Genomic DNA, 12,246 nt, shown 5'->3' with positions numbered 1-12,246 from the left:
ACAAAGGAGAGATTCGCCATGCCGACGGTTTTGGACCAGGCAATTGAAAGCACCGTTGCACGTTTGATGGCCGATGATGGCCCATTGGCTGTCAACTATGTCGAAAAATATGGCGTCCAGATCCCTGCAATTGCGAAAGCACCCGGCAATCTGCGAGATTATTTCGCGTTTTTCTGCGCCATGAATGCTGAGAAGGAATTCCTGATCGATGGTGACCAACGGCTTACTTTTGCCGAATGCCACAGCGCCGCCCGCGCACTGGCGGGCGGTCTTGTAGAAGGCCATGGCCTCAAATCTGGAGAGCGTGTCGGCATCGCAGCCCGCAATTCGGCGAACTGGATCATCGCCTATATGGCCATATTGATGGCAGGCGGTGTTGCCACCCTGCTGAATGGCTGGTGGCAAGGCGGTGAGCTGGCAGACGGCATCCGAATGGTTGATTGCCGCTTCGTGCTCGCCGATGCGCAGCGCGCTGCTCGTTTGCAAGGCGAGGACATTGGCGGCGCGGAATTGATCCTATTCGATCATGATGTCGCCCCGTTGGAGGGGTTGAAGGCGCTGCTAGCCAAGGGCGGTGGCACCGAAACCGAACTGCCCGCGATTGACCCGCTCGATGCTGCAACCATACTTTACACCTCCGGCTCAACAGGCCAGTCAAAAGGCGCATGGTCGGACCATCGCGGGGTTGTCCAAGGCACAATGAGCTATGTCGGACAGACCCTGGTCTTCTTCGAAATTCTCGCCTCGACTGGCGAAGCTCCAACAATGCAACCGGCAACTCTGCTCAACGTTCCACTATTCCACGTCACCGCGGCGGTGCCTGTCCTTTTACAGAGCTTCGCTATTGGTCGAAAGCTGGTGCTCATGCCCAAATGGGATGCCGAGCATGCCATGCAGTTGATCGAGAAGGAGAAGATCACCTACTTCGTTGGCGTGCCGCTGATGAGCATCGAAATTGCAACCCACCCCAATCGCCTCAAATATGATCTGACATCGTGCACCGCATTTGCTGCGGGTGGCGCTCCCCGCCCGGTCGAACATGTCAAACGCATCAAGCAGGAAATGGAATGGGGTTTCCCGCTCCTCGGTTACGGATTAACCGAAACCAATGGTGTGGGCTGCGGCAATTTTACCGAGAATTATCTCGCCAAACCATCGAGCACCGGCCCGGCGACCAAGCCGCTAGTTGATCTCGCAATCCTTGATGATGACGGCAACAAAATGCCGCAAGGTGAACGCGGCGAAGTCTGCATCCGCTCGATCGCCAATTTCAATGGCTATTGGAACAATGATGAAGCCACCAAAGCCGCATTCACCGATGATGGCTATTTCCGTACAGGTGATATCGGCTATCTGGATGAAGACGGTTATCTTTTTATCGTCGATCGCAAAAAAGACATCATCATTCGCGGCGGCGAGAATATCAGCTGCCCCGAAGTCGAAGCTGCTGCCTATGAACATAATGCGATAGCCGAATTGTCGGTCTTCGGAATTGCCGATGATCGTTATGGTGAGGTGCCCGGCCTTGTATATTACACCAAGGAGGGAACGGAACTTTCACCCGATGAGCTCAAATCCTTCCTTCAGGCGAAGCTGGCTCCGTTCAAGGTTCCCGTCCACTTTTGGCGTGTCCCCGAACCATTGCCCCGCCTCGGCACCCAGAAAATCGACCGGGTAACGTTGCGGCGGGAATATAACGCAAAGGTGAAAGCGCTCGAAGAATAAGCCTTTCTCCCATGCGGAGCATATTCTAAGTGCTGTATCATGAACGGGACGTCTCCCAACAGAAGTCGGCAGCGCGACATCATCGACCGTGCAAAGTTGGCAGAGGAAATCTCTGCCCTTTGCGCGGATCTGGATGGGGCAAAATTGCGTGCCGAAGTCCTGTCGCTGCTCCAGGCGGCTTTGCGCGATGGCAAGGCAGAAATTTCCAGGCGCCTCTTGGATCAGCCGTCGCATGGTAGAAGTTGCGCCAAGGATCAGGCCTTCCTGATCGACCAGATCATCCGGCTGGCCTACGACTTCGTTACCAATTCGATGTTCTCCGTGGCCAACAGGTCGTCTGCCGAAAAGCTCGCGATTGTTGCAGTGGGCGGATATGGGCGAGGCGAGATGGCGCCGTATAGCGACGTCGATATCGCATTCATCACCCCCTACAAGCGGACCGGATGGACCGAGCAAGTGGTGGAGGCGATGCTCTACCTGCTTTGGGATCTCGGCTTGAAGGTCGGACAATCGAGCCGCTCGATCGACGAAACCATCCGGATGGCGCTCGAAGACCTGACTATCCGGACTGCCCTGTTAGAAGGCCGCTTCGTTTGGGGTGACCGGGAGGTTTATGAGGAAACCTCCGTACGTTTCTGGAGCGAAGTCGCGGCTAAAACGGGACCCGATTTCGTTGCCCAGAAAATGGCAGAGCGCGATGATCGCCACAAACGCATGGGCGACAGCCGTTATGTTGTGGAACCCAACATAAAAGATGGCAAAGGCGGTCTTCGCGATTTGCACACGCTCTATTGGATCGGCAAATATGTGCATCGCGTGCGCTCGCCGGCCGCGTTGGTCGATGTTGGGCTACTAACGCAAGAAGAATATCGCAACTTCGAAAAGGCTGAAAATTTCCTGTGGGCCGTGCGCTGCCACATGCACGACCTTGCCGGTCGCGCCGAAGATCGTTTGACTTTTGACCTACAACGCGATGTCGCTGAGCGCATGCGATTTGCCGCCCGCCCGGGTAAGTCGGCCGTCGAGCGGTTCATGCAGCTCTATTTCCTGAATGCCAAAACGGTTGGTGATCTGACCGGGCTATTCTTAGCTCATCTAGATGAAGCCCATGCAAAAAAGGGACGCCGTTTCCTCCCAAGCTTTTCAAGGAAACCGAGGAAACTGCACGGCTTTGTCTTGGATCGCGGAAGGTTGGCGCTGCCAAACGACGAATTTTTCCGCGAAGATCCGGTGCGGTTGATAGAGCTGTTCCAGCTAGCTGATCTTTATGCGCTTGAAATCCATCCGTTGGCGATGCGTGCGGCACGCCGCGATGCGCGGTTGATCGATAACAAAGTCAGGTTGGACCCGCGGGCGAACGAACTGTTTCTCGAAATGCTTTGTTCGGCCCGCAATCCCGAATCGGTGTTGCGGTGGATGAATGAAGCCACGGTCTTCGGCAGGTTCATCCCCGACTTTGGGCGCGTTGTCGCGCAAATGCAGTTCGACATGTACCACCACTACACAGTGGACGAGCATTCGATCCGCGCCATTGGCCTGCTTGCAGAAATCGAACGCGGCGACCATCGCGAAGACCACCCGCTATCATCGGCAATTGTGAAGCAGATTCTAAGCCGCAGGGTGCTTTACGTCGCCGTTCTGCTGCACGATATCGCAAAGGGACGCGGCGGTGATCATAGCGTTTTGGGGGCTGAGGTTGCCTTCAAACTGTGCCCCAGGCTTGGATTATCAGAGGCCGAAACAGAAACCGTTGCCTGGTTGGTGCGGCACCACCTACTGATGTCGGCTACTGCTTTCAAACGCGACTTGGCAGACTTCAAAACCATCCTCGATTTTGCGCAGGTCGTCACCTCCATCGAGCGATTGCGATTGCTGCTGGTGCTGACCGTGGTCGATATAAGGGCGGTCGGACCGGGCGTATGGAACAGTTGGAAGAGGCAGCTTCTATCCGATCTTTTTGAAGCGGCAGAAGAGGTTTTGCGGCTCGGCCATAAACAGAGGGGGCGCGAAGAACGCATCGCGAGCAAGAAAACTGCCGCTCAAAGCGAGCTTGCCCTGCCAGCCGAGAAATTCCAGCGATTGGCAAAGCGGATGCCCGAATCCTATTGGATTGCGGAACCCGATGACATCATCATTCGCAATCTGCGGTTGCTCATGGACAATGCGCAGGAAGCACTGGCAATTGACGCCTGTTATTATCCGGATCGCGGCGCCACTTTGATTACCGTGCTGGCTGCTGACCATCCGGGTCTCTTCTATCGCATCGCCGGCGCAATCCATTTGGCTGGCGGTAACATTATCGATGCGCGTATCCACACAAGCACCGATGGCTTGGCGGTAGACAATTTCCTGGTTCAGGATCCATGGGGACGGCCATTCCAGGAAGCGGACCAGATTCAGAGGCTCAAGCAGTCCATTGGTGACGCGCTCGCCAATCGCAGCAAACTCTCGCCCAGGCTCATGGCAAAGCCCGTTGCGCTTCGACGTGCGGATGCCTTCCGCATTGCTCCTTCGGTGTTGATCGACAACAAGGCTTCGAACAGATTCACGGTCGTCGAAGTCAGTGCGGCAGACCGTCCTGCGCTGCTGAACAATTTGGCGCTGGCCTTATTCCAATCCAAAGTGACGTTGCACAGTGCGCATATCGCCACTTACGGTGAGCGCGCAGTCGACACTTTCTACGTCACCGACTTGTTTGGTGGCAAAATCGAAAACAAGTCACGGCTGAAAGCGCTGGAAGCACGGATGCTCGAAGCAGCATCCGGTATGACACAGGAAAATGTTCAAGCCGTAGCTTGAGGATGCAGTCTCAACGGCCATAACAAACCCGAGAAAACGCAAAGAAAAAGGGCCGACTGTTAAGCCGGCCCCCATTCTGTTTCGCAATCGCGAAAGTGATTACATGCCCGAACCCGGACCGTAAGTCACTTCAACGCGACGGTTTTGCGCTTCGCGAACACCGTCGGCGGTCTGCACCAGCGGAGCAGTTTCACCGAATGCTTCGGTGCTGATCACGCCGCCCGGAACACCCTTCGACTCGAGATACGAGCGAACGGTTGCGTTACGACGCTGCGACAGGCCAACGTTGTAGCTTGCTGCACCCGACTTGTCGGCGTGGCCGGCAAGCATGACGCGAGCGTTGCCGCAATTTGCATACTGAGCAACCGCGTTATCGAGGGTCGAAGCAGCGTCAGGACGCAAGTTCGACTTATCCCAATCGAAGAACACGATGTACGGACCAGTGTTGCAAACCGGAGCCGGCGGCGGCGGCGGCGGTGGCGGCGGCGGCGGCGGCGGCGGTGCTACGACCGGCGGCGGCGGCGGCGGAGCGACGGGCTCGGGCTCAGGCTCACCACCGAAGTTGTATACCAGGCTACCCATCAGCGAGTGCGAACGGAAGCGGGTGCTTACGTCACGACCAAGGCGATCCACCAGATCAACGCCAGGAGCGTTGAAGAAGCGGTACTTCAGGCCAACATCCCAGCTGTCGCTGAGCGGAGCACGAATGCCAGCAATTGCCTGCCATGCGAAACCGGTGTCGGAATCGTCAAGCCAAGCGGGTGCAGCAAAGATGTTCTTAACGTCAACGCGAGCAACACCAACGCCGCCGCCGACAAAGCCCTGCAGACCATCATCTTCGCCGAAATCGAGAACACCGTTGAGCATGAAGCTGAGGGCATTCGCACCGCCAGCAGTGTCATAGCTGCCAGCCGACTGCAACGCAGTTCCTGCACCGCTCGGCATCAACGCTGCAGAGCTCGAGGTACCGGTGACGTCTGCATTACGATAGGAAGTTTCGGCTTCGAGACGGAAGCCGCCGAAATCGTAACCTACAACTGCACCGAAATCATAACCGGTGTCGGTATCCAGCGAAGCTTCAAGCGGAACAGGTCCGACATCAGCTTTCAAATCTTCAACAATCATGGCACCGCCGTCGACTCCGACATACCACTGGCCATCACGGGCCATCGACGGTGTTGCCAGAGCAGTGGAAGCGAGTGCCAAACCAATGGCCAACTTACGCATCAACTTTCCCCTTTTCTATCTTAGGAATGAAAAATTGGTGTAAAAGGTCTAACCCCTATCGTGCTGTGTTGCAAGCTTACTTTGCCCGCAAACTGTTGCCAAAATGTCGCCTTTCATCGTTATTGCGGAAAAAAAGGGCAAAGGTTTACAGCGATTAACCGCGAACTTGTCGAACCGGGTCGGATGTTATTGGCCGCCCAGCATTAACAGCTTCTGAAAATTGCCCGCGGTCATACGGTATCGCCCCCTCGACCCTGCAATGCCAGAACAGCGCAACCATTTCGGATAGGCGCAGCTGCCCCGCAGCCGCCCGTTCAACAAGCGCGAATAGCGGCCCAATCTCTTCTTCTGCTGCAACCAATGCTGCAAATTCTGCTGCAACCAATGCTGCAAAGGTCGGGCGCAGCAAAATATCGGTTTCGCCGACGCGCAAGCTTGCTTCGCCGCGCACGGAATTGGCAGGTCCGGTCATAAAGCCGCCACCCCACCTGAGCTTTCAAGCGCAAGTGTGTAGCTGCGCTCACCATTGAAATCGCCGGCATAGTCGAGCCGCGCGACGAGGAATTTCCCACGCAGCCGCTCACCGCTTTCAAAACTCAGTTCATAGTCGTCGAGCACGCCGGAAAGCGCATTATTCTTGATACGGGTCTCGGCGACTGAACCCGTGAACACCCCGGCACCCGAAACCGAAACCGATCGCACACCTGCACCCGACAGCAGTTCACGCCAGGCACCCGAACCTTTGTTGGTGATTACCACTGCATCACCATTGATGCTGAGCTGCGTCGTGCGCAAGCCGGCGACGGTCGCATAAACCGGCGGCAAACCGCCATCGCCTACCTTCAGCAAGAAGGCACTTCCCTTTTCTGCGGGCATCGATACTGTCTCCTCATAGGACGACTCAATCTGGGGAGAGGAAGTCGCCATGTTGGTAGGATTGCTGCTCGCAAGCAGCTTGATTGCTGCACCTGCTGGGGTGCAACAAAATGCAAAAGCTGCGGACGCTTGTCCGTCAGCGGAAATCATGATGGGTGCGCACAAAACGACACCTGCAGAGCCGCATCGCACCGCACCCGAAGCGCTGCTGCCCACGCCGCAACCGGAAAGTCGCGGTCCGGCAGTGCTCTTGCCTGATTGCAAACCCGAACCGCCCAAGAGGCGCAAACGCAAGAGCGACTATCCGATGGTTTGACCTCAAATGGTCGAGAGCAATCGGAACCTATAATCGATCACGCCTGCCCACGCTCCTGCAGGATTGCGCGCAACAAAAGTGCGAAGGAAAACGCAACTGGCAATGCGCCAGCCAGGCAGATCGCGGGGCAATGCCTCCACCGCATCTTCGATATGCCCCATCAACTGGTGCAGCCTGGTTGCCCGCTCTCCATCATCCCATAGCGTAAGCCCAATCCGGATTTCTCGACCTTGCGCAGTCTTGGTGCTCCAGTCGGTGACCGAACCATCGCCGATCGAAATATATGGAAATGCAATACGTGGTGGACGCGTTCATAGATTGATGCCACCGCAAGTACCAGCCAGTTGCGCACCGGCGAAGTGTATCTGATGACTGGCGAGGCGCGGTTGACCGTCGGTACAGCCATCATCGCCCACGAACCTGTCGCCAGGCAAAGCGAGACTGGACGCGACGATGCCTGGACATGGCATAAACTGCCTGCCGATGTCGCGAACAGCACGGTGACTCTTGCTGCCGCAACGGGGCTGTCTTTCAAAGCAGCAGCCAACATATCCTATCTGCTCCACCTTGATGGCTCGCTATAGGCTGCAGCTACGACGACAGGCGCGTCACTCGCAGTTGATATGTCAGACCAAGATCCGACGGATCCAATGCCGCAAACCAATTGCACAATGCAGCTTGGTCAAGCTGCGCGATCCGCTGCGCCTCTCTGCCCGGCGTCGCAGCCATCGCCAGCTCCCTTCGCGCAAACGAAGGGGCCGGAAGCAGCTTCCGCCGCCCCGGCCCCGAATCACATTTTCCCAATATCGCAATATGTGCCTTATTGGCGTTACGATGTCAAGTTTAATTATCCTATTTGGTTATTTTTGACTCTAGTATCTGGTTTGGTCATCCCAGGCGGATCGCAATTCAGCCACGTCACCCGTCCCAAAAACATGGCGGTCCGGGCGCACCAGCACAGCCTCGACACCGCTTTTGTCCATCCATCTTTCCAGCGGCTTCCTAAACGGTGCCAGTTTCGCCGAGGCAAGTTCGCTACGCGCTATCAACCATTGACCGATACCCATTTGCTCATCGAGCCGATTGCCTTCGTTATCGATTAATTGCGGGAAATAGCTTCCGGCCGCGGCGCTGCCTTCGAGGATCGCCCCCGTGGAAATCGGCGGATAGGCTGGCGGACCATCGGGCAGCTTGCCAAGCTTGCGTGCCAGCTTGAACTTCATGTCGCGCAGGAAGGCACCCCATTTGCTGGTTATGCAGACAGTCTTGCCCATCATGATCGCCATTTCAATCGTCGCGCGGACATTGGGTTCACGCTCCGGCTGGTAACTGTCGAGCAGTGCGTCGGGCGCTTCGCCTTTCACCACTGCGGCCAGTTTCCACGCTAGGTTGGCGGCGTCGCGTAGGCCCGAACACATGCCTTGCCCGGCGAAAGGCGGGGTCTGATGCGCGGCATCCCCGGCCAGTAATACGCGGCCTTTGCGCCATTGCGCGGCGATACGCGCGCGAAAGGTGTAAACCGCCTTTCGTTCCATCCGCACCGCACCTTTTACATTCCATGGCTCAAGCAGCCTTTCGATAAAGGCATCTTCGCTGACCTGTTCTGCCGTCTCGCCAGGTTTGATCATGAATTCCCAGCGATGTCGCCCCTCTCCCATCAATACACAAGTGGTCGGACGTTCCGGATTGCAGATTTGCAGATTCTCGCTCGGCAGCCGGGAATAATCATCGACGAGCACATCGACCACCAGCCAGGGCTCTTCGAAATTCAGGTCATCGAAAGCGATCGCTGAAGCCTCTCGTACGGGCGAACGCGCGCCATCGGCGCCGACCAAGTAGCGCGCACGAATGGTTTTGCTGCCATCTGGTGTTGCGACCTGTGCCAAAACGCCATCTGCATCGGCGGCAAAGGATTTCACTTCCCACCTGCTGTGGAGTTCAGCGGTGTTGAATGTCGCGAGCGAGCGCCGAAGCGCATCTTCGACCGAGGGTTGGTGGATCATGTTTGCCAGCGGCCAGCCGCCCGGGCCGACCTGCTCCGATCCCTCAAAACGCATCAGGATTTCGCCCTTGGCGTTGAGGAAATCATAGCGCGAAGCACGCCTGCTGCTCGCCATCACTTCGTCGGCAACGCCAGCCTCTTGCAGGATGCGCATGCATTCATGATCGATATGCGCGGCGCGCGGTAGTGGATAGATGTCCGCCTCTTTCTCGGCGACGATCACCTTCACCCCGCGCCGCGCAAGAAGCACCGCCAGCGTGACGCCGGTCGGGCCACCGCCCGCGATCAGCACATCGCAATCAAAATCCGTCATCCGAACCCTCCCCCGGATTAGCGAGCCAATTTGCGATCAAAGCACCAGGATCATCCCGTCCTGCGCAACTGTCAGCTTGCCCTTAAACTGTTGCCCCATCCCCTCAGTGTACATCTGCCGGACCACGAAACTGTCGGGATAGGGTATGAGGTGCGTGAGCAGCAGGTGCTTCACCCCGGCCTCCTGCGCCTGCTGGGCGAGCGCCATATTGTCGGCATGGTAGGGGATGGTGCGTTCGGCCACGGTTGCCTCAAAATCCATTCCCAATTTCCTCATCTGCGGGATCGCGCGGCGCACCATGTGCGCGGCATAGGATTCATGGATAGCCAGATTGGCATCGCGCATCGCATCCATGTTCACCGGACTGACTTCGGTATCGCCACTGATGAAGACCTTTTTGCCCTTATATTTGAGGACATAGCCCAAAGCGGGTTTCACCGGATCATGCGCAACGAGCGTTGCATCAATCGTCACGCCATCCTTGTCAAACACCCGCACCGCGCGCTGACCCTCGGCAAAGGCGATTTCGAGCGGCACGCCAAAGGCGACAGCGCGGTTCTTGGCCAGATGCGGCATATTGGCGCTGCGATAACCTTCATCGAGAGCATAGGCTTGGGCGAAGCCATCGAGCACTTGCTTCATTCCGACCGGACCCTGCACTTCCAGCGGTGTTTTTCGGCCCCAAATCCAGCCGGCATTGATCAGCGTGGCAAGGTCATTGAAATGATCCGAATGGAAATGGGTGATGAACACGCGTTCGAGCTGGTTCACCGGTATCTTGGAATGCGCGAGCGAGCGAACTGCGCCGTCACCAACGTCAAAGAGGAACATCTTGCCACCCGCGGACACCAGCGTGCAGGCCTGTGCCTTGGCCGAGCTGACTTCGGGCGAACCGGTACCGCAGATCAGCACGCGGACATGCTCTTTGTCTTCAAGGAAGCTGCGGTCAGGCTTTTGCTGCAACCTGCCTTGGATCGCCTGGTCAACCAGTGCATCACGATTGATCCACGCCAGCACCAACGCGCCGACTGTTAGCGCCAGGACAGCGTAAATGATTTTGCGGATCATCGGGCTTAGCTTTCCGCGACCATCTTGGCTTCGATGTGGCCAAGGCGATCAATTTCGCAGCGCACGACATCGCCTGCCTTCAGGAACTGGCGCGGGTCCATGGCCGCGCCCACGCCGCCCGGCGTGCCGGTGAACAGGCAATCGCCCGGCTCGAGCGTCATCCCGACCGAGAGATGCTCAACCTGCTGCCAGATATTGAACACGAGGTGCTTGCTGTTCGAATCCTGCCGCTTCTCGCCATTGACGAAACAGCGCAGCCCCAGATCGTGCGGATCACCAACCTCATCGGCGGTGACAATCCAGGGGCCCATCGGCGCATGGGTGTCGAAACTTTTGCCGAGCGACCATTGCGGTCCGGCATGCTGCCACATCCGCTCAGTCACATCATTGCCAACGCAATAGCCAAAGATTGCGGAAGGGGCGTCCTCCACACCCAGATGCTTGCCGCCCTTGCCGATCACCGCAACCAGTTCGACCTCATAATCATTGGTCATCGTGCCGGTGGCGATTTCGATATCGTCATAAGGCGCATTGACGCTGGTCTGGGCCTTGGTGAACCAAACCTGCCGCTGCGGTGTTTCCATCTTCGATTCCTCGATATGGTCGGCATAGTTGAGGCCAATCGCGAAAATCTTGCCGGGACGTTGCACCGGCGCCTCCAGTTTCACCGATGCCAGCGGTACGCCGCCGCCGGCAGCCGCCTTGGCTTCGAGCGTTGGCTTCAACTTGTCCCAATCGCGGATGAGGTCGATCATCGTGCCTTCGACGCCGCTGTCGATGATGGCATCGCCAACGACAATGCCGGTGCGGGTTTGGCCATTGGCCGTATAGGTTGCGAGTTTCATGCGGGATTTCCTTTGGGCTGGCGGCTGAACAGCCGCTTGATGCGAATGTTGAGGGCGGTGAAAAAGGTGACAAGCCCCGGCGGGGGTGGCATCTTGCCGGCAAACATCGGGTGCGGGCTGCCCCATTGCACGGCTAAAAGTGCGCTCATCGGCTGCTTCTGCGGCGGATCGTCTGCCGTAAACAGGTCGCCATCGGTCCAATGCTCAAGTTCGTTTCCGAACGGATCCTTCCAGTAATCGAACACCTGGCTGCCCATGATGTGGCGACCCACACCCCATGCGGCCTCGCGCTTTTTGGATTTGAGGTGCTGGTGGCCGAGCATCAGGTCATCGAGATTGGCGACCTCAAACGCGGCGTGGAGCAGCCCGAGCGGCCCGGGCAATTGGGCAAGGAAAAGGGTGTGATGATCGGCCGGCTTGTCACCGCGATCACAGCGCATAAACGCCCCCAGCGGCACATCCTTTGCTGCCTCGACTTCATCCGAGGTCAGGAAACCGAAACGATCCTTGTACCATTTTTCCGAAACGCGAAAATCGCGTACCTTCAGCACAGCATGGCCGATGCGGCGGACATGCGCAGGCGCTGCGTCGAGCCGCACGGTCGATCGGAAGCGCGGTTTGGACGCGACAGTGTTGCGCGGCGGATCGGCGATAGGCAGCGAGGCTTCGCTTTTCGACTGGCCCGCAACGACTTCGACGCCATAGCCATCGGGATCAGTCAGGCGGATAATCTTTCCACCACCCGGCTCCTTCAGATCCTCGACTGCCACACCTTCGGCCGCCGCCAGCTTTTCCAGATCGGCAACCGTTTCGGCACGAAAACCGACTGCAAGGAATTTGGCATCGCCTGGCTCGGTCACATGGACGAAGGGCCGACCATCGCTGCCCTTACCGTAAAGCCGCCCACCCTGTTCAAATGTGTGCATCCCGAAATCTTCAAGGAATGACTTCATCGCACCAAGGTCCGGCGCTGCAAAGCGCACATGCGCAATGTCTTCGATCTTGATGACCGGCATCGCCTCTCCTCCTCGATTCGTTATTGACTATTTGGTCAAATAGATTGTATTTGACTATC

Annotated in this window: 13 protein-coding genes; 4 read left to right on the top strand and 9 right to left on the bottom strand. The window is 57.3% G+C overall.

The window, feature by feature from the left end; all coding sequences use genetic code 11:
- Positions 1-18: 18 nt before the first annotated feature.
- Both ACFSAG_RS11550 and ACFSAG_RS11545 read left to right on the top strand, forming a co-directional pair.
- Entirely contained in the window at positions 19-1,725 is a 1,707-nt protein-coding gene (locus ACFSAG_RS11550; protein ID WP_374613097.1) for a class I adenylate-forming enzyme family protein, read from the top strand.
- Positions 1,726-1,764: 39 nt separating this feature from the next.
- Entirely contained in the window at positions 1,765-4,524 is a 2,760-nt protein-coding gene (locus ACFSAG_RS11545; RefSeq protein WP_381514886.1) for a [protein-PII] uridylyltransferase, read from the top strand.
- Positions 4,525-4,623: 99 nt separating this feature from the next.
- On the opposite strand, the gene ACFSAG_RS11540 is transcribed toward ACFSAG_RS11545, so the two are convergent.
- The 3 genes from ACFSAG_RS11540 to ACFSAG_RS11530 all read right to left on the bottom strand — a co-directional run bounded on the left by ACFSAG_RS11540 (position 4,624) and on the right by ACFSAG_RS11530 (position 6,627).
- The gene (locus ACFSAG_RS11540; protein ID WP_381514883.1) at positions 4,624-5,751 is read right to left on the bottom strand and encodes an OmpA family protein; all 1,128 of its coding nucleotides are present in this window, start codon (positions 5,749-5,751) and stop codon (positions 4,624-4,626) included.
- Positions 5,752-5,905: 154 nt separating this feature from the next.
- Positions 5,906-6,223 (bottom strand): GTA-gp10 family protein, encoded by a 318-nt coding sequence (locus tag ACFSAG_RS11535; RefSeq protein WP_381514880.1) that lies wholly within the window; start codon positions 6,221-6,223, stop codon positions 5,906-5,908.
- On the bottom strand, positions 6,220-6,627 hold the full coding sequence (locus ACFSAG_RS11530) for a phage tail tube protein (RefSeq protein ID WP_381514877.1): 408 nt from the start codon (positions 6,625-6,627) through the stop codon (positions 6,220-6,222). The genes ACFSAG_RS11535 and ACFSAG_RS11530 overlap by 4 nt, the downstream gene beginning before the upstream one ends.
- A gap of 49 nt (positions 6,628-6,676) precedes the next feature.
- Between ACFSAG_RS11530 and ACFSAG_RS11525 the strand changes: the two genes are divergently transcribed.
- Positions 6,677-6,943 carry a hypothetical protein gene (locus ACFSAG_RS11525; protein WP_374613116.1) on the top strand — a complete coding sequence of 89 codons (267 nt, stop codon included), beginning with the start codon at positions 6,677-6,679 and terminating at the stop codon, positions 6,941-6,943.
- 2 nt (positions 6,944-6,945) lie between these two features.
- Here the strand turns inward: ACFSAG_RS11525 and ACFSAG_RS11520 are convergent, their stop codons facing one another.
- A complete protein-coding gene (locus ACFSAG_RS11520) occupies positions 6,946-7,239 on the bottom strand; it encodes a DUF3168 domain-containing protein (protein WP_381515324.1) in 294 nt (97 codons plus the stop codon).
- Between the two features lie 48 nt (positions 7,240-7,287).
- Between ACFSAG_RS11520 and ACFSAG_RS11515 the strand changes: the two genes are divergently transcribed.
- On the top strand, positions 7,288-7,527 hold the full coding sequence (locus ACFSAG_RS11515) for a hypothetical protein (RefSeq protein WP_381514872.1): 240 nt from the start codon (positions 7,288-7,290) through the stop codon (positions 7,525-7,527).
- A 7-nt stretch (positions 7,528-7,534) separates the two neighbouring features.
- On the opposite strand, the gene ACFSAG_RS11510 is transcribed toward ACFSAG_RS11515, so the two are convergent.
- The 5 genes from ACFSAG_RS11510 to ACFSAG_RS11490 form a co-directional block, all read right to left on the bottom strand.
- Positions 7,535-7,672, bottom strand: coding sequence for a hypothetical protein (locus ACFSAG_RS11510; protein WP_381514870.1), 138 nt, complete (start codon positions 7,670-7,672; stop codon positions 7,535-7,537).
- A 143-nt stretch (positions 7,673-7,815) separates the two neighbouring features.
- Positions 7,816-9,258: a bifunctional 3-(3-hydroxy-phenyl)propionate/3-hydroxycinnamic acid hydroxylase MhpA gene (gene mhpA, locus ACFSAG_RS11505; protein WP_381514867.1), complete on the bottom strand. Its 1,443-nt coding sequence runs from the start codon at positions 9,256-9,258 to the stop codon at positions 7,816-7,818.
- A gap of 36 nt (positions 9,259-9,294) precedes the next feature.
- The gene (locus tag ACFSAG_RS11500; RefSeq protein WP_381514864.1) at positions 9,295-10,326 is read right to left on the bottom strand and encodes an MBL fold metallo-hydrolase; all 1,032 of its coding nucleotides are present in this window, start codon (positions 10,324-10,326) and stop codon (positions 9,295-9,297) included.
- A gap of 5 nt (positions 10,327-10,331) precedes the next feature.
- Positions 10,332-11,171, bottom strand: a complete 840-nt coding sequence (locus ACFSAG_RS11495) for a fumarylacetoacetate hydrolase family protein (protein WP_381514862.1) — start codon at positions 11,169-11,171, stop codon at positions 10,332-10,334.
- Positions 11,168-12,187 (bottom strand): VOC family protein, encoded by a 1,020-nt coding sequence (locus ACFSAG_RS11490; RefSeq protein ID WP_381514860.1) that lies wholly within the window; start codon positions 12,185-12,187, stop codon positions 11,168-11,170. Before ACFSAG_RS11490 ends, ACFSAG_RS11495 begins: the two co-directional genes overlap by 4 nt.
- Positions 12,188-12,246 lie beyond the last annotated feature (59 nt).

This window comes from Sphingorhabdus buctiana, assembly GCF_042680825.1.
Lineage (GTDB): Bacteria > Pseudomonadota > Alphaproteobacteria > Sphingomonadales > Sphingomonadaceae > Sphingorhabdus_B > Sphingorhabdus_B buctiana.
Note: the sequence above shows the minus strand (reverse complement) of the source record. Positions and strands in the feature narration are given on the sequence as shown.

Coding starts and splice junctions, on each gene's coding strand:
- ACFSAG_RS11550 (WP_374613097.1), top strand. CDS start 19: ATGCCGACGGTTTTGGACCAGGCAATTGAAAGCACCGTTGCACGTTTG.
- ACFSAG_RS11545 (WP_381514886.1), top strand. CDS start 1,765: ATGAACGGGACGTCTCCCAACAGAAGTCGGCAGCGCGACATCATCGAC.
- ACFSAG_RS11540 (WP_381514883.1), bottom strand. CDS start 5,751: ATGCGTAAGTTGGCCATTGGTTTGGCACTCGCTTCCACTGCTCTGGCA.
- ACFSAG_RS11535 (WP_381514880.1), bottom strand. CDS start 6,223: ATGACCGGACCTGCCAATTCCGTGCGCGGCGAAGCAAGCTTGCGCGTC.
- ACFSAG_RS11530 (WP_381514877.1), bottom strand. CDS start 6,627: ATGCCCGCAGAAAAGGGAAGTGCCTTCTTGCTGAAGGTAGGCGATGGC.
- ACFSAG_RS11525 (WP_374613116.1), top strand. CDS start 6,677: ATGTTGGTAGGATTGCTGCTCGCAAGCAGCTTGATTGCTGCACCTGCT.
- ACFSAG_RS11510 (WP_381514870.1), bottom strand. CDS start 7,672: ATGGCTGCGACGCCGGGCAGAGAGGCGCAGCGGATCGCGCAGCTTGAC.
- mhpA (WP_381514867.1), bottom strand. CDS start 9,258: ATGACGGATTTTGATTGCGATGTGCTGATCGCGGGCGGTGGCCCGACC.
- ACFSAG_RS11500 (WP_381514864.1), bottom strand. CDS start 10,326: ATGATCCGCAAAATCATTTACGCTGTCCTGGCGCTAACAGTCGGCGCG.
- ACFSAG_RS11495 (WP_381514862.1), bottom strand. CDS start 11,171: ATGAAACTCGCAACCTATACGGCCAATGGCCAAACCCGCACCGGCATT.
- ACFSAG_RS11490 (WP_381514860.1), bottom strand. CDS start 12,187: ATGCCGGTCATCAAGATCGAAGACATTGCGCATGTGCGCTTTGCAGCG.